Origin of the sequence: Levilactobacillus angrenensis, from assembly GCF_003946085.1 — a bacterium.
In the GTDB taxonomy this organism is placed as follows: domain Bacteria; phylum Bacillota; class Bacilli; order Lactobacillales; family Lactobacillaceae; genus Levilactobacillus; species Levilactobacillus angrenensis.
Window position 1 is genome coordinate 25,280 of sequence record NZ_RHOB01000012.1, and the last position, 17,304, is coordinate 42,583.

General features: G+C 52.2%; 15 protein-coding genes. 8 read left to right on the top strand and 7 right to left on the bottom strand.

From position 1 onward, the window contains the following. Positions 1–141: 141 nt before the first annotated feature. Positions 142–2,235, top strand: coding sequence for a collagen-binding domain-containing protein (locus EKM83_RS08430; protein ID WP_125576403.1), 2,094 nt, complete (start codon positions 142–144; stop codon positions 2,233–2,235). Between the two features lie 810 nt (positions 2,236–3,045). Here EKM83_RS08430 and EKM83_RS08435 read toward each other — a convergent pair. Next, the gene (locus EKM83_RS08435) at positions 3,046–3,786 is read right to left on the bottom strand and encodes a sulfite exporter TauE/SafE family protein (protein WP_164505634.1); all 741 of its coding nucleotides are present in this window, start codon (positions 3,784–3,786) and stop codon (positions 3,046–3,048) included. 127 nt (positions 3,787–3,913) lie between these two features. On the opposite strand from EKM83_RS08435, the gene EKM83_RS08440 reads away from it, so the two are divergent. Continuing rightward, positions 3,914–4,648 carry an SDR family oxidoreductase gene (locus tag EKM83_RS08440; RefSeq protein ID WP_125576407.1) on the top strand — a complete coding sequence of 245 codons (735 nt, stop codon included), beginning with the start codon at positions 3,914–3,916 and terminating at the stop codon, positions 4,646–4,648. A gap of 296 nt (positions 4,649–4,944) precedes the next feature. On the opposite strand, the gene EKM83_RS08445 is transcribed toward EKM83_RS08440, so the two are convergent. Then, positions 4,945–5,709, bottom strand: a complete 765-nt coding sequence (locus EKM83_RS08445; protein ID WP_125576409.1) for a glucose 1-dehydrogenase — start codon at positions 5,707–5,709, stop codon at positions 4,945–4,947. A gap of 172 nt (positions 5,710–5,881) precedes the next feature. Between EKM83_RS08445 and EKM83_RS08450 the strand changes: the two genes are divergently transcribed. From EKM83_RS08450 to EKM83_RS08460, 3 genes are all read left to right on the top strand, one after another. Next, entirely contained in the window at positions 5,882–6,745 is an 864-nt protein-coding gene (locus EKM83_RS08450) for an SDR family oxidoreductase (protein ID WP_125576411.1), read from the top strand. A 44-nt stretch (positions 6,746–6,789) separates the two neighbouring features. Further along, the gene (locus EKM83_RS08455) at positions 6,790–7,236 is read left to right on the top strand and encodes an Rrf2 family transcriptional regulator (protein WP_125576413.1); all 447 of its coding nucleotides are present in this window, start codon (positions 6,790–6,792) and stop codon (positions 7,234–7,236) included. 134 nt (positions 7,237–7,370) lie between these two features. Then, entirely contained in the window at positions 7,371–8,189 is an 819-nt protein-coding gene (locus EKM83_RS08460) for a CAP domain-containing protein (RefSeq protein ID WP_125576415.1), read from the top strand. Positions 8,190–8,460: 271 nt separating this feature from the next. On the opposite strand, the gene EKM83_RS08465 is transcribed toward EKM83_RS08460, so the two are convergent. Both EKM83_RS08465 and EKM83_RS08470 read right to left on the bottom strand, forming a co-directional pair. Continuing rightward, entirely contained in the window at positions 8,461–8,754 is a 294-nt protein-coding gene (locus EKM83_RS08465; RefSeq protein WP_125576417.1) for a hypothetical protein, read from the bottom strand. Between the two features lie 663 nt (positions 8,755–9,417). Then, positions 9,418–9,780 (bottom strand): winged helix-turn-helix transcriptional regulator, encoded by a 363-nt coding sequence (locus tag EKM83_RS08470; protein ID WP_125576419.1) that lies wholly within the window; start codon positions 9,778–9,780, stop codon positions 9,418–9,420. A 129-nt stretch (positions 9,781–9,909) separates the two neighbouring features. Here EKM83_RS08470 and EKM83_RS08475 point away from each other — a divergent pair, with 129 nt between their 5' ends. After that, positions 9,910–11,115, top strand: a complete 1,206-nt coding sequence (locus EKM83_RS08475; protein WP_125576421.1) for an MFS transporter — start codon at positions 9,910–9,912, stop codon at positions 11,113–11,115. 349 nt (positions 11,116–11,464) lie between these two features. Continuing rightward, entirely contained in the window at positions 11,465–13,612 is a 2,148-nt protein-coding gene (locus EKM83_RS08480) for an L-type lectin-domain containing protein (RefSeq protein ID WP_125576423.1), read from the top strand. Here EKM83_RS08480 and EKM83_RS08485 read toward each other — a convergent pair whose 3' ends face one another. The 3 genes from EKM83_RS08485 to EKM83_RS08495 all read right to left on the bottom strand — a co-directional run bounded on the left by EKM83_RS08485 (position 13,613) and on the right by EKM83_RS08495 (position 16,231). After that, a complete protein-coding gene (locus EKM83_RS08485; protein ID WP_125576424.1) occupies positions 13,613–14,263 on the bottom strand; it encodes a TetR/AcrR family transcriptional regulator in 651 nt (216 codons plus the stop codon). Between the two features lie 241 nt (positions 14,264–14,504). Further along, positions 14,505–14,687, bottom strand: coding sequence for a hypothetical protein (locus EKM83_RS08490; protein WP_382337668.1), 183 nt, complete (start codon positions 14,685–14,687; stop codon positions 14,505–14,507). Between the two features lie 593 nt (positions 14,688–15,280). Further along, a complete protein-coding gene (locus EKM83_RS08495; RefSeq protein ID WP_125576426.1) occupies positions 15,281–16,231 on the bottom strand; it encodes an aldo/keto reductase in 951 nt (316 codons plus the stop codon). A 305-nt stretch (positions 16,232–16,536) separates the two neighbouring features. Here EKM83_RS08495 and EKM83_RS08500 point away from each other — a divergent pair, with 305 nt between their 5' ends. Continuing rightward, positions 16,537–17,295: an ABC transporter ATP-binding protein gene (locus tag EKM83_RS08500; protein WP_125576428.1), complete on the top strand. Its 759-nt coding sequence runs from the start codon at positions 16,537–16,539 to the stop codon at positions 17,293–17,295. Positions 17,296–17,304: the final 9 nt, after the last annotated feature.

Here is a 17,304-nt window from a genome sequence, read left to right on the forward strand (position 1 = left end):
ACCCAATTTCATGAATGTGGTAAACTACAAGACGACTAAGCAATTTTTGTTAAAAATAATTTTCGAATTATGTTGATTGTTGCCGTCGGGAGGACGAAAATAAGGGTGGAGTCTTATTGGAAAGGTAGGGATTTAATCAATATGGAAACGAAACGGACGCACTTTAAAATGTACAAGAGTGGCCGCCGCTGGGTCTTCGCTTGCGCTGTGTTGTTAGTCACGTTGGGCGCCGGGACCACAGTGACCGCTAACGCCGATGCTGCAGGGACTGAGTCTGAGAGTAGTTCGCAAGTCAGTGAGACAAATCCATCGAGTGAAAGCGCTACGAGCAGCTCGTCTTCGACCGAATCTGCCTCGTCTTCATCTGAGAGCACTGGTGAAAGTAGTGAATCATCAAGCCAATCCAGTGAATCTAGCGAAAACGCGCAATCAGATGCAACGAGCACAAGTGAATCTACTGTTCAGTCGAGTCAGGCGAAGAAGACGACTAGCCTCAAAGCCGCGGTACCAGTCACGAAAAAGTCAGCCGCTAAGCACGTTAAGGTCAACGCTAGTCTGAAACGGTCCATCAAGTCCACGGTGAGTGAAGCAACTGCACCAAAGCGTTATGTGCACACAAGCTTGAGCGCCGTCGCTAAGGCCGCTGCCAGTTCAAAGAAAGTTCAATCCATCAGCAACTTACTACATAAGCTCGCCGGCACCAACGCCACGGCCGCGGCCGTTACGCCATATGCCGACACGGGGATTCAAGCCGGCGGTAGTGTCTACGATGATTTCCCTGATTTGGACAACATCTTAGGCGTTTCGTCCGTCTTCCACATTTTTGCGCGGGAAGCAGAATTGAACGCCCACACCAACGGGAACGTTGCCGTGCAAAATTTGATTGGGAACGTCAACTTTGGGACCAACATCATTGAAGAACTGCTGGACAAGGATATTTCTTATATTCAAAATATCACCAACATTGCCAACAGTTCCTTCGTTTCCGGTGGGGATACGCGGTCGAACAAGGTTATCTTTGGTGAGAACATCACCATTGACATCAGCAATCCTAACCGACCGATGATCAACGGTGAATACATCGACCACTTGTTGGCCAGTGAAGTTTACCAAGACCAAAATGGCCAAACTTACATCGACTTCGACGCTGAATTTGCCAAACTGAAGGCCTTGAATGAAGCATTGGCCAACCAGTCCAGCAATGCCACGTACAGTAACAGTGATTTCGACGATCAAAACAACCGGGTCATCGACATCACGAACATGACGCCAAACAAGGACAACCAAATCGTCATCAATTTGACGCCAGATGTCTTGAATAGCGATACGCCACTGACCATCTACGGCCTGTCACCAGACGCTGACGGGACCACGGTCATCATCAACGTGGACACCGGTGGCAATGATAATTACGACGTGAACTCCCAGATCAAGGTCTTCTACAGTGATGGGACCGAACGGAACAACCATGAAACCGAAGACTTTGGGGACAACCATTTGCTGTGGAACTTCTATAACAGTGGTGCCAGCGACAAGCAATACACTGGGACACTGGACTTTAAGAAGGCCTTCCAGGGCAGTATCTTAGCACCATCCGCTGAGGTGATTGCCGACTCCAACATCGACGGTAACATCATTGCTGACAAGGTCATCGTCAACGCGGAAACCCACCGTTGGGACCTGCAAGATAACAAGGGCGATGAAGAAGACGTCGATGAAGGGGACGAAAATGACTTTGAAATCCCGGTTCACCCGGGCATCGAAGTACCTGGCATTCCCAACACGGAAGAACCCGATACTGAAAATCCTGACACAGAAACGCCGGGGACCGAGGAACCAAATGTCGTTGACCCCGACACCGAAGAACCTGAAGACGAAAATGGTGGCGACGAGGATCTGAGCTACGAACACGAACACCCAGAATACTCGGAAGCTGAAGCCGAAGACTTTGAAGACGACCTGATCGACTTTGAAGAAGAAGGCAACGTTGCTGGCGAAGAAGCCTTGTTGAACAAGGTGGACGCTGCTATCGCGGCCGCTCGGGCCAAGGGTGACACCCAATTAGTTGCCCAACTCGAATCCGTGCGGAGTAACATCTTGCGTGCCTTGGGATTAAGCGATGGCTTGCCACAAACTGGTGAAGCCAATGACAGCTGGTTGAGCGCAGTCGGCTTCGTATTGGCCGGCACCTTACTGGCTACCGGTGTTGCCGTTGACCGGAAGCGTCGCTATTAACCCGCTACTAGTACTAACGAAATCCAATCGTAATTTGTAACCCCCTAATTGGGAAAAAGATGAAACGATTAGCGAGAAACGTTGGTCTAGCAGTAATTTAAGTGAAAAAAAGTTTTTAAAAATGACCTTGGTGGACCACAGAAATGTGGTTCATCAAGGTCATTTTGTCGTTAACTGAAGGTTGAAACTTGAAAATCAGCTAGAAACATTGTCACCACGCAGCTCATGACGTAAAAATTAGTTGTTTACAACTTTGTAGTTCAATCTGGCCGCCTACCGTCCGCCAACTATGGGTTGGAACGCGGTGGGCGGACCGGTCGAGCCAAAGGGCGGTCTCGACCTCGCTTTGAGCCGAAGGTCACGTCTCAAAGACGCCAGTTGTCTAAGCGGCATAAATCGCGCCGCTAAGGCAACTCCCACGGCTGAACCCATATTTGGCGGACTCTCGGCTACAAAAGTGCTTGCCAGTAAAAGGCGACTTAGCTCCAGGCAACAGCTGATCTAGCAACTGGTTCCTAGCACAATGCTGCTGACAATCGCCAACCCGCCGGAGGCAGTCAGAGATGGAGCCAGCTGTGACGACGGTGTTGGCTGAGGCTTTTTCTCAGCCTACAGCGTGCGGCGACTTTGGAGACTGGCGGGTTTTGCCAGGCTTCAAAGCGAACCAGAAGCCCGTTTCACAGGCTGGAGGTGTCCGCCATAGCAGGCGGAATTTCTGGCTGACGCAGGCTCCTGGTTTGACTAATTTTAGTGAACAGAACACTGTCGTTCTGAAACTTACCGCGCTAATGTTACTTTCAACCTTTGTCGTTAAAAGATCATGCGCAGACCCATGAATACCAGCAGGATGCCCATGAACGGCTTAACGTAGTAGTTCAGCTTAGCGGGGTCCACGTGCATCAACAGGCGTGGCGCACATACTGCGCCCAATACGGCGCCAATCATCAACCCAATGCCGACTTGCCAGTCGATGTTGTTCGCTGACAAATGAAAGAGCAACCCCACTAGTGAGGTGCCGACCAGCACATAAGAGGAGGTCGCCGCGGCCGGGAGCATGTCCAGTCCCAGCACCAACAAACCCGCAATGATGGGCCCGCCGCCACTTAGACCGGCCACGCCGACCATGATACCGCTCAGCAGGCCATAGACTGCGGCTTGGGTGCTTTGGTGCCGCGGAGCTTTGGTTTGACGGATGAGGAAACGTTTGACCAGCACCTGAATGCCCAAACCAGTGAGGATGATGGCGACGATCCACGTGTAGACGTCGTTAGGAATGTACGGGGCCAGGAGTGCGCCCACCACGGTGGCGGGGATGGCAGTCATCAACATTTGATTGCCGACCTTAAAATGAATCTGACCGGTGCGGTAGTGGCCGTAAGCGCCGACCACCAAGGACGGAAATGCCGTAAACAGGGACGTGGAAGCCGCTACGGCGGGGGCCAACCCGAAGACGCTGGTCAGTAGGCCTAGGTAAATGGCCGCGCCACCACCACCGGTCGAAATGACCAACAGGCCAACTAAAAACCCAATTATTAGAAAGACTAACCACATCATTTACCCACTCGTCTCCTTATCGACTAATTCTGTTAATTAGTTTACCGGTTACGCCGCATATCGTCAATTTGCTGGGGGATTTGGTCATCTTGTTGTATCATGACAAGTAAAGAGCGGAGGTTCGATGAATATGAAATTAGCACAACAACGGCTACTCATCGTCGGTGGGACGTCTGGCTTCGGCGAAACGGTGGCTGAACAAGCGCTGGCGGCTGGGGCGACGGTCCACGTGATTGGTCACAGTCAAGCGCACGTGGATGCGGCCCTCGAGCGGCTACAGGCCAAAGCCCCGGTCATGATTGGGACGGCCTTGGATGCCCAGGACCCGGATCAGTTGGGCGTCTTCTTTTCCTGCCAGCCTAAATTCGACCACGTTTTGTCATTTCTAGGTGGAGCCATGGGCGGCGGCTTTTTGGATAACGATGTCGCCACGATTCGGCAGGCAATCGAAGATAAATTCTTTGCCAACTTACAACTGGCCAAAGCGGCGGTCGGCCATTTAAATGCGCACGGGTCGTTGATCTTTACCTCTGGCGCTGGTGGGCACCCCGACGATGCCTCGGGCGCCATCATCGGCAACCAGGCCATCAATACCATGGTAGCCGGACTGGCGGTCGAAATGGCACCAGATTTTCGAGTCAACGCGGTCGCACCAACCTGGACGCCGACGGGACTTTGGCGCAAGCTGACCATCCAGCAGGTCGACCAGCAGGCGCACGACTTCGCGCAAGGCGTACCGCTAAAGCGTGTCGCGACCAAGGCAGAAGTGGCCTCGGCGTATCTGTATTTGATGCAAAATGATTTCGTCACGGGTCAGGTGCTCCACGTGGATGGTGGGGTCGACCTGGGCGTACGGTAGTGAGAGTGAAAGAGAGGCGGAGTCGGCTGCCTTTGGGTGCACGTTTCGGTCATTTAAAGTTGATGCATGGGGGCCTGGGATATTTTTTCCCAGACCCTTTCGAAGTGGCTGGATTGGTTCGGTTCGTTCAAGCCATCTTCGCCACTTTATCCCGATTCTGGCGGCCTCCGAAACGTGTTCCGCGAACCAGACTCCTGCGCTTAGAAAAATAAGGTGCCCCCATTCGGCTTTGCCGAATGGGAACACCTTATTCCTCTAATGCTCAGAGTCTAAGCGGTTCGCTCCGCACTCTTATCTTAATAACTAGTCCACCCGCCATCAACTGGCACGACCGTTCCGTTCACGTAACTGGCTGCGTCTGAGCAGAGGAACAGGGCCGTTTGGGCGATTTCGTCGCCAGTTCCTGGTTCTGGTGACAGTGGCATGCCCACGCTTTGGCGTTCCATGCCTTCCTTGTCGACGCCCTTCATGGATTCGGCGATGTTGGTCTTGATACCACCGGGGGCGATGGCGTTGGTTCGGATGCCCATGTTCTCGTACATGTAAGCCGTATTCTTGGTCAAACCGACCACCGCGTGCTTAGAAGCCGTGTAAGCCGCACCGGCGCGGCCGCCACCGATACCGCCAACGGAGGCGATATTTAAGATGACCCCGGATTTTTGCTTGGTGAAGAGCTTCAAAGCCTCCCGCGTTGCCAGCATGACGCTGGTCGTGTTGACCGTCATAACGCGGTCCCACAACTCGTTGGTCAGCGTACCCACGGGCGCCATGTTATCCATGATGCCGGCGTTGTTGACTAAGATATCCAACTGACCAAAGTTGTCAACGGCCGCTTGGACCATGGCGACCACATCGGCCTCTTTGGTAACGTTCGTGACTGCGGCGACGGCTTGATTGCCGGCGTCTTTGATGTCTTTAACCACTTCATTTAAACGATCTTCATTGATATCGGCGGCCACGATTTTGGCGCCTTCCTTGGCAAATAATTCCGCCATGGACTTGCCCATGCCGGAGCCGGCACCCGTGATGATGGCCACTTTTCCTGCTAATTGTTGACCCACGTTACTCACTCCTTAATAAAAATGTTTTAGGCTTAATTACCTTAGCTCTATTATATTCTTTTACTTAACAGAAAGCGCTTAATATGCTGAGGGATGAGTCAAAATGTTTGACGCTGTTCACCATTCATGTAACAATTAAAGTAACATCAAAAAAGCAAGGGAGTTTTGCCACATGAAATACGTGATTACCGGTGCGACTGGTCACTTAGGTCGCCAAATCGTTGAACAACTGGCCCAACGCGTGCCGGCTACCGAAATGACGCTCGGGGTCCACACCCCGGCCAAGGCGCAGGCGTTTGCGCAGCGGGGGATGACGGTCCTGCCACTGGATTATCGCGACGCTGCTAGCGTAACCGCCAGCCTGCAAGACGCCGACGTAGCCATTTACGTGCCCAGCAAGAGCCACGACAGTTTTAGCCGGGTCACGGAATTTGAAAACGTGATTGCGGCCGCCGAACAGGCTAGCGTTAAGCACCTAATCGTGATGGGCTTTATCGCTGACCAGGTCAATAATCCGTTTGACTTGTCCGCCTTCTACGGCTACGTGCCGCGGCGATTGGCGGCGTCGGGCTTGTCGTATACCATTTTGCGTAATGCGCTATACGCCGACCCACTGGTACCGTATTTGCCGGAGCTGATTGAACGGCACAATGTCATCTATCCCTTAGGCGACGCGTCGCTGAGTTTCATCAGTCTGGCCGACAGTGCGGCTGCCTTTGCCCAGGTCGCCGTCACGCCGCAACTGTGGACGCAGCCCATTTACACGTTGACGCAGGAACGCTCCTACACTATGCCGGCGCTGGCCCAAGTGCTCAGTCAGGTTTCGGGGGCGGCGATTGGCTATGCGCCAGTCACGTTGGACCAATTTGCCACGATGTACGATGAAGGTCACGAGGGCCACATGTTGGCGTCGATGTATGCCGGTGGGGCCCAGGGGCTGCTAGCCACGGTGACGGATGACTACCGCAAAATCATGGGGCATCCGGCGCAAAGTCTGCCTGATTTCTTGACCGCGGCACTTGCAGCCCAAAGTTAAGCGGGTATAATGGTTCGATGAATACTAGTGAAGGGGGTCTGGCTGTGCGCTACTCGCATAAATTAAGTGATGCTGTGCACATTTTAGCTTATATTGACATTTGTCATGACGATGATCTATCGAGTACGGCCATCGCGGCCAGTGTCGAGTCCAATCCGGCACTGGTCCGGCGACTGATGGGCGCATTGCGCCGCGGTGGTTTACTAGCGACGCAGCAAGGGTCGGCGACGCCCAAATTGGCGCGGCGACCGGCTGCTATCACGCTCCTGGATATTTACCGAGCGGTCGAAGACGACGGCAACCTCCTGCACGTTGATGACAAAACCAATCCGCACTGTATCGTGGGTGGCAATATTCAAGATACCTTGCGGGTGGCCTACGCGGAGGTTCAATCCGCGGCGGAAGTCCAAATGAAGACCATCACGTTAGCGCGGTTGATTGGGGATATCTTGACCCGAGAACGTGCGAAACAAGGGTCGGCTGGTGAGTAGGCGACGATTGACAGTAAGTTAGATGCTAGGGTAACCAACCTTTTATACTGTTTAGTGGAAGTCACTCGTTGCGAGTGGCTTTTTTGTCTGTGAACTGTATAATTAAGCTAGTAAACAAAGGAGGAATTTATTTCATGGGATTGAAAAGAAGTTTTATGGGGTTGTTGGTTGTGACCTTAGCGCTTGGTGGGCTGGCTAGTGGTACTGCGTCAGCATCGGCGAAAGTCAAGCCAGCACGAGTGGTGAAGACGACAAAGGTTAGTGCTAAGGCTTACCATGCAACGAAGGGGAAAATTTATCGGACTGCCAAATTAACTAAGGTTGTACATAACGCTAAGAATTATCAGCATACGACGTTCATGGTTACGAAGCATGCAACCATTCGCAAGGCTAACCATAAAAAGGCAATTTATTACTACATTGGTAAGGGGAAGGCCAAAGGATGGATCTGGCGTGGTTATTTAACTGTTGGTAAGGCGTCTAAGAAGGTAACGCCCAAAACAGTTAAACAGACAGCTAAGTTTGTAGCAGATAAACAATCGCAAAACTTCTTAGCTGTAGTTAATCAAGAGCGGGCTAAATTAGGGGTGGCACCTTTAACGCTTAATGATAAGCTAACCAACTTAGCAAACCAACGTGCCAAAGATGACGGCGCAATCAATGGGTTATCGCACACGGATGCACAAGGGCAGTTAATGTTTGATAAAGAAGCAGCTGACTTTGGCGTGACGGGAGAATCGAGGTGGTCAGAATGCTTATACGCAAGCGGTTATACAAGTCTAGATTTCAATTTTGGCAAAGATGCTGCGGATCAATATTTGTATCATGATGCTGCTTCTGACTGGGGACACCGAAAGAATTTAATTGATTCAGATGCTACCCAGATTGGTATTGGTTGGTACGTTAAGTCTTCTACCAAAATTGTCTACAATGCGATTGATCAAACTAACTAAGTAAAGGCGCCTTAAAGTATCAAGGTGTCATCTTTTAAGGACAGCATATTTTAGAAATTGGAGAAGAAGTTTTTGCCAAATACCAAGCAAAACCCCTGACCGGCGCAATCTACCAGTCAGGGGTTTTGTTGTCTTTAGGTTAAAGAGAGTTTTAGCGTTACCAGTCATACTGAGGGGGAGGGACTGGCGTTGCACAGGAGACATCAAATTGTGAGGTAGTCATGCAGCGCAGTGTTTGGGGGAGGCTGCGGCTCAGCGGACTAGGAAAATGTTATTTGAGTTGGCCATCGTGATGTTGCTGGTCGAGATTCAGCGCACTGGCATCGACCGCCGTCTGGACCTGACTAGAGATTTGAGTAGTCGTGACGCGCTTGTGCAGTTTGATGGTCGTGGGCCGAATCTCTGGTTGGGCCTGTTTCTTCAAGGTCACAGTCGGCTGGACCACGGCCGGTGCTGGCGTCGTGGTCGTTGTGGCGGCCGAAGCTCCCGCAGACGTGGCCAGTAAGGTCGTCACCGTCATTGCGCTCAGCATTACTTTTGTCATCATCGTTTTTAAGTTTGTCATGGTAACCACTCCTCAAATTGTTTGGCGTTTCGCTTTCGATATATTAGTTATACCATCTGCCGACGCCCGGCGCTTGAGGGCACACTAAAGGTTACCTGTGAATTTCTTAGGTTGGACTTAGGAAATGTTGAGAATGCTGACGTGACAGGGATTGTTGGGAAATATAGTCGGTGCTGGCAGTCTTGTGGTTCACTAGCAGTAGATGGGGCGAGAGGACGGTCTCGTCACCTCACTTTGAGCCGAAGAACGCGTCTCAAAGATGTCAGTGACCTAACCGGCGTGAATCGTGCCACTAAGGGAATTTCCACGATAATATCTAGCGAACTAGCTACTCTGGTAGCGGTGGTCAGCAACTTTGACCTGCCGTCTCGACCAGGCGTTTAGCCACTGTATCATTTGACCACAGTTAGTAACAGCTAGCGGTGTTTGGGCTAGCGCTATGGTCATGCACAATCACGCCGGAGGCGGCCAGGGGTGGAGCCAGCTGTGTCGACGGTGTTAGCTGGCGTTATTTGCCAGGTTACAGCGTGGGGCGACTTGAGAGACTGGTGGTCTTTGCCAGGCTTTCAAGCGAACCGGAAGCCCGCTTTTCAGGCTGGAGGCGTCCCCCATAGCAGGCGGAACCCCTGGCAGCCGCAGGCAACTGGCTGCTGGGCGGGATGGCTAAACATCGTCGCGGCTGAGGAGGGTGATGGCTTCACCAGCGGCTTCTCGACGGTCGATGTTGTCTTCGCCCCAGACGCACAGCTCGTGCAGAATGCCTGACAACGACTGACCGTAATCCGTCAGGGAATACTCAACCTTGGGCGGGACCTGCTTGTACACGCGGCGGGCAACGATATTGGCAGCCTCCAGTTCGCGGAGCTGTTGCGTCAACATTTTTTGCGAAATCTGGGGGATGGCGCGGGCCAATTCACTGGTACGCATGGTGTGGTGACGGAGATGGCATAAAATAATGGATTTCCACTTGCCACCGATGATTTCCATCGTGGCTTCGACGCCAATGTGATAAGTTTTTGTGGGCATGAAACGGCCTCCTGTTCATTTATTACCTTTTGGTGGGTAGGGCACTTTAAAGTCGGTTCTTGTACCTGGGTTGCTAACCAGTATAATCATTATTTATCACGTTAGCAAACGAAAAACAGGGAGGTCATTATGACTAAAAAAATTTCACCGACCATGACGCTACTTGCGTTGGCCATTAGTGCCTTTGCCATCGGCTCCACGGAGTTCATCAGCGTTGGGCTCATGCCATTATTAGTTCAAAGTTTTCACGTTAGTTTGGCGCAGGCGGGCTTGACGGTCTCGGTCTACGCGCTGGGAATCATGGTGGGGGCGCCGGTAATGACGCTGCTGACCGGACAGATCAACCGCCACACCTTGATGGTCATCATCATGTTGTTATTCATCGCTGGAAATTTGGTAGCGGCCTTCGCGCCAGCCTTTACCGTTCTATTGGCCGGGCGGGTGATTGCTGCGCTGGCTCACGGCATCTTCATGACGGTGGCCTCCGTGATTGCTGCGGACGTGGTGGCGCCGTCTAAACGGGCCTCGGCCATTGCCGTGATGTTTACCGGTTTGACCGTCGCCACGGTGACGGGGGTGCCGCTGGGGACCATGATCGGCCAACTCGGTGGCTGGCGCTGGTCGTTTATCTTTATCAGTTTGATTGGCGTCTTGGGCCTGTTGGCGGACTACGTGTTAGTACCGCGCAACTTGCCGCTACCTAGTAAAGCCACGGCCCGGGGCATCTTGCGGGTCTTGGGCAATCCTCAACTGCTGGTCGCTTTATTGGTCACGGCATTGGGCTACGGTGGGACCTTCGTGGCCTACACCTATCTGTCACCGCTCCTGGAACAAAAGATGGGCTGGTCCGCTAGCGCCGTCGTGGTTATTTTGGTCATCTACGGCTTGATGGTCGCCTTGGGCAACACGATGGGCGGCCGCTGGGCCAATGCCAAGCCCCTCGCCGCTCTGTTAAAAATGTTCACCGGCCTCTTCGTCACGCTGGTGGTCTTGACGTTTACCGCCAACAGTCAGTGGTTAGGCCTCCTGACGGTGTTAGTGATGGGCTTCTTTGCCTTCATGAACGTGCCCGGCCTGCAGCTGTACATCGTTCAACTCGCGGAAAAATACACGCCGCAAGACATTACCATGGCGTCGGCGTTAAACATTGCTGCCTTCAACGTCGGGATTGCGCTGGGTTCGGGTATCGGTGGGCAAGTCACTAGCCAATTTGGCTTGGGCTGGACCCCCTTGTTCGGTGCCGGAATGGTGGCCTTGAGCATTGGTCTGACACTGTGGCTGATTCGGTTGGCGCGACCGGTCAAACGGTTGATTCACAAATTCAATCAATTCTAAGCAAAAAACTTACCAGTGTAATGACTGGTCAAAAACCACCGACAATCCTTCGAAAAGTGATTGTCGGTGGTTTTGGGTGTAACGGGTATTTTTAATCAATAATTTGATAATTGCTACTCGAAAAATTAATGGGTGCAACCAGGCAAAATTGCGGTGAGATAAGGCTGAGCGATGGTGAAGGTCAACAATAGTTAGTGTGCAACGATTATCTGGGGGATAGCCGGAATACGGCCGTTTATAAATAACATAATATTTAAATAATTATAACGATAAATTTAAATTGTGATGGTCAATAGGTTTGCGTATACTCCAAGCTATGAAATCAAAACCAAAGTTGGGAGGGACCGCGATGGATAAGCGGTGGTTAATGGGGATGCTAGTCGGCGTGAGCCTGGTGATGGGCGCAGTGACCGGTCATGCGGCGACCAGTTCCAGTAGCAATGCTGACCTAGAACATGCCATCGCAACGGCACCTCAGGGAATTCCCCTGGATAAACTATTTGCGATGAGTGGCGAAGACAACTTTACCAAGCTGATAGGTTCACCACTGGTTGACCAGTCAATTGCCCAAATTACGCGAAATAATCCGACTTCGCAATATGTGCAAGCCGGGGCAATTTGGTCAAAGACGGGATTGGCCCGGATGAATAATCAGTTTGACCTGAGTCAAGATACGCAAATTTCTATGTGGCTGTATTTTGGCAATAAGGGGAGAAATGCAGCCGAGGGCATGGCGTTTGTTTTGCAGAATTCAACTGATGGTATCTGGGCAATAGCCGGTGGCGGTCAAGCATTAGGTGTTTGGGGAAACGATCGGGGAGGACACGGTAGGAACGTTGTTGCCCAAACGGCGATTGACCACAGTTGGGCCTTGGAATTTGATACGCATGTAAATAATAGTGGTGCTGTTGGTCAAGCTGACGCGTTCGATATGGATGCGAATGTGCAAGGTGGTATGCACATTGGGAGTGGCTATCCTGGATTACAAGAAACCTACACTGAAATGGGGGGTGAAGGCTCGCATTATTCAAGCTTAAACCACACCCAGCCCAAGCCAGTGACTAACTTCGCTGACGCTCAATGGCACCATCTTTCTCTGTCTTGGAATGCTACCAAAAAACAAATGACCTACCGCTACAACGACCGCGATGCACAAACGAATACGGTTCGTTCTGGTATGGATATCGTTCAAGATACCATCAATATTGACCCCAAGAAGCTGGGAGCCACGGCAGATCGACCTAATGTTTACTGGGGAGTCACAGGGTCAACTAGTGCGAGGCGAAGTGAAAACGGCCTAGTAATGATCGACAGCTCCGATACCTTGGGGCAGATCACGGCCCACGCAACGCTGGAAAACACGACGACCCATCACGCGTTGACGGCTGGCAGTCGCGTGGCAATGGGCGACCAATTGACGTATCGCTACACGTTTGATTACGATGCCGCGACCAGTCATCAAGACATTCAACCGCTGACCATGGACCTGCCGTTGCCGCAACCATTGAAAGTGACCGGCGGGGGCGTCAGCTACAACGGCGGCCCCATCACTGAACCATTTAGCGCTACGGAACTACAGGCGGGGACGATTCATAAGGACTGGAAACAGGGGCTAGACGCGACTCATCACCAAGCCGTGGTGACGATCACGGGGACTGTGCCGCCCGTCAGTCACAACGTGCCAATTTTGGCCGTCAACGCCCGTTTTTACGGGCCAAACTACCAAACGCAACTGCCACTGCCGAGCGTTCAGATTCAGGCCGACGTGGCGCCCAAATTGACAAATCTTGGCGTCACGACGCAACAGCTAGGGCATCACGAAGACGCGCGGCTGCGGGTACGGTTGACCAACCAAGATCAGCCGTTCGCCGTTGATGAGCTGGCCAACTATCAAATTCGTGGGTATCTCAACGGCCAGGCGCTACCAGCCGCTGAGCTATCCACGACCTGGACGGCGGGCCAACTCGTGGGTACGGCTGATCTCATGTTGCCCGCCACTCGGTTGAAAACAGGCGACAACCAACTGATGCTACAAGCACAAGATAAAACCAATGCGGCGGTTAAATCCAATCCAGTAACCATTACCCTGAAGCGTGATCCGGGGACGTTGCACTTTGCCGAGGTCTCGGACCAGGCGGACTTCGTGACGACCCAATTGACCGGGAGTGCCCAACGCATTCACCGGCAACCGGGCTGGCAGCTCAGCGTTGCGGATGAACGGGGGACCGGCCACGGCTGGAAGTTGGTGGTTCGCCAAGGCCAAGATTTTCAAACGGCGACCGGTCAGCCATTGAGCGGCCAACTTCTCTGGGGCGACCAGCCCATCAATGAGATAGATACGCAGATTGCCAAGCACACCACGCAGAGTGACGCGGATGTGGTCAGCGTGAGCGGTCATTGGCAAGCCGACAAAGGTCCGTTGCTGGCCATCCACAGTGATACGTTGGCCGGCCAGTATCACGGCACGCTGGAGTGGCGATTACAGGATACACCTTGACTAGGGCTGTAAAACTTTTTCCAGTTCGGCGACTAAATAACCGGCTTCGACCTCATCATCCCATTCGCGATTCGGGAACAAAACGTAACGGTCGAGCACGTAACCTACAATGACGGCAATCATGTACCGAAAGATTTCGTTGAAGGGCCAGTCGATAATGATGTGATTTTTCTGCAACGTCAGAATGGTGTCCTTGAAGGCCGCAATCAATTCGTTGCGCGCAGTTTCGATAAATTGCGTCCGCAACGTTTCGTTGTACAGCAATTCACTGAAGAAGACCTTGATGGCGTCCTGGTTGTTGGCGGCAAAGGCCATGCGGTTGCGGACGAAGAAATCGAGAAAATCATGCAGGTTAGCGGCGGGATGATCAAGCGTTTCACGTTTGAACTCTTGCTCAACGTCGGGAATAATCTCATGAATGATCGGTTCCAAGGCGGCGCGCAAAATGTTGGCTTTGGACTTGAAATGCTTGAACATCGTCCCTTCGGATTGGTGTGCGGCCGCGGCAATTTGCCGGGTACTGGTGTTGGCATAGCCTTGTTCCGCGAAGAGGCGAATGCTAGTGATCAGAACATCTTTTTGTTTTTGCGTGAGGTCAGGATGGGCCTGAATGACCTCGGGAAACTCATCTAAAATTTTTTTGTTGGGCATGAAAGTTCCACCTTTTCTGAGTATGACGAATTTGAAAGTTGCTGAGATTGTACGTTCAACCGTTGGAAAAACGTGTGCCAACAGGCGGTTAGCATCAGCAATGTCGGCTAACACCTACTATCTTACCAGTGTGGCAAGGGATTGCTAGAGCAGAAGCCACGATGTTTAGACCAAAAAGCCGGTCTGTCTGTGTCCAGGACAGTCCGGCTTTTTGAGTTGATTAGGGGGTGAAGCAAAAGGTTTAGGCATGGTGGGCAGCCCCGACTTTGCGGTAAGCCAGGTAGAACTGGATGATGGCTAGGACGACATTGACCCAGTTGACTGCGGTGAACCAGCCCGCCAAAACGGCGACACTAGCAGCACCATAGAAGACCCAGAAGCCCAAGATGATTGCAACCACGTTGATCCAACCAAACCATTTCATCAACTCTTGGTTGCCGGTGGCAAAGCAAGTCCAAACGCCGTTGACAACTAACCAGATGGCAAGAATCTAAAAAATAGTGGTAAACATGATTAAAATCCCCTTTCCATATCTTCGAGCGAGTACTTACTCGCCCTCAAGAACAACTTCAGTTTACCACCAAAATAAAAAAAGACAACCCTTTTTATCAAAAAAATTATGACCGAGTGTTGTAGCCTGGTTGTCATGCGTCATGACAGTTTTAACGCCAATCTTTTTCGGTGTGGCTCATGGAAAGAGATCGTAGTAGCGAGGAGACTGACATTTGTCGGGTCCCGTTTTTGCGGTTGGCCGGATTATTGAAGAGAAGCGATGCTCTGGTGACGACCGGCCGTTTTTAATTTGAAAGGCCAATCTTGCCGGAGGAGGTCAGGGGTGGAGCCAAGCGAGCCGGAAGACCGCTTCTCAGGTTGGAGGCGTTCCCCAGAGCAGGCGGAACCCCTGACAGCCGCAGGCGCAGGTTAGCCCAACCTAAAAAACGGCGCCGCCAACTGGAGAAGCAGTTGGGCAGCGTCGTCTTTGCGTTGAAATTAAGATTTTAAAACTAAGGGCTAGGTTTAAGGCAGGTAGTTCCCGGCAGCAAAGTAGATGTCGTACCATTCCTGCTTGGTCAAGTTAACGTCGGCCCCGGCCGCGCTATCCTTGATGTGTTCAGGGTTCATGGTTCCCAGCAGGACTTGAATGTTGGCTGGGTGGCGCAGAATCCAAGCAGTCGCAATCCCGTTCTTGGAAACGCCGTACTTATCAGCGAGTGCTTGCAGCTTGTCGTTTAACTCAGGGAACTTCGGATCATTGATGAACATCCCCGCAAACAGGCCGTATTGGAATGGTGACCAAGCTTGGATGGTCACGTGCTTGCGGCGGGCAAATTCGAGCATGCCCCCGTCAGTCACAGCTGGTGAATCATCCATGTTGACGCGCAGGCCTTCGGTAATCATTTGAGCGTGAGCCGCGCTGAATTGTAATTGGTTGAACATCAACTTCTGGTCAACGGCTTCTTGCACCATTTCGTATTGTTGGACGTTGAAGTTAGAAACCCCAAAGTGGCGGACTTTACCGGACCGTTGCAGCGTGTTGAAGGCGTCCGCAACTTCTGCGGGTTCCATCAAGGGATCTGGCCGGTGCAATAAGAAGGCGTCCAGGTAGTCTAACCCAGTCCGTGTCAAAATGCCATCGACGGCGTCTAACAGGTGTTGCTTGGAGAAGTCGTAGCGTTTCCCAAAGACTAAGCCATCGTGGCTACGGCTTTGGTCCAAGATGATGCCACCCTTGGATTGGATGTAGAAGTCGTTACGCGACAAGCCGGATTTGGCCAGTGCTTCCTTGAAGACCTTTTCGGATTGCCCATCGCCGTAAATGTCGGCGGAGTCGATGTAGGTAATCCCGGCTTCGTGGGCGGCTTGTAAGGCTTTGGCGGCGTCATCGACCGACAACGTGGCCATCCGCATGATACCCAATGCGACGGCAGAGGCTTCCCAGTCAGTGCCACCTAAGTGTAACTGTTTCATCAGAAAAACTCCTTTACTTACAAAATGTTAAACAACTTTACCCTCTAAGTGTACACAAAACGCTAGGAGAATTCACGCCTCAGCCTTCACCAGGCCAAAACCGTCGCGGGGGTGTTCCGGCTTGACAGGGAAAAATGGACTGCGGGTGGGGCGGAAAAGTTTTCCCTAGACCAGGGTGGTTGGCTGTGTGATTGACCTAACCAACCAGGCCCAATTTAAAAAAAGGATTGACAATTTGCCAATAACCGTTATAGTTAATTACACAAGTAACTAACCAACAAACTAATGAGCGGGGGAATTTTATCATGACAACGAACACGGTGGTCAGTGTCAGTGACCTGGAAAAAACGTATGGCAAACCCAACGAGCGGCAGTACACGGCCTTAAAGGGCTTGAACTTTTCAGTGGCGGCGGGCGAATTCGTCGGCATCATGGGGGCGTCCGGCTCCGGGAAGACGACGCTGTTGAATATGTTATCGACGCTGGACACGCCAACCAAGGGGAACGTGGTGGTCAACGGCCATGACGTCACGCAGATGCGTGGCAACCAGTTAGCGGACTTCCGGGCCCAAGAAGTCGGGTTCATTTTCCAAGACTTCAATTTGCTGGAAAGTCTGACGGCCGAAGAAAACATCGGCTTACCTTTGGCCTTGAAGGGCACGCCGTCCAAGGTCATGGACCAAGCGATTCATGAAGTGGCCGACACCTTGTCGATTGCTGACTTACTGCAGAAATACCCGGCGGAACTATCCGGGGGCCAAAAACAACGGGTCGCGGCGGCGCGGGCCATCGTCCATCACCCGGCCATTTTGATGGGGGATGAACCCACCGGAGCGCTGGATTCGACCAGTGCGCGGGAATTGCTGGACCTGTTGACGACCATCAACGCCCAACAGCAGATGTCCGTCTTGCTGGTGACGCATGATCCGTTCTCGGCCAGCTTCTGCCAACGCATCCTGTTCATCAAGGATGGCCAGATTGGCTCCGAACTGCGGCGCGGCGACTTGGATCGGCGAGAATTTTACCAACAAGTCCTGAACGAACTGGGCACGTTTAACGAGTAGGGGGAACTG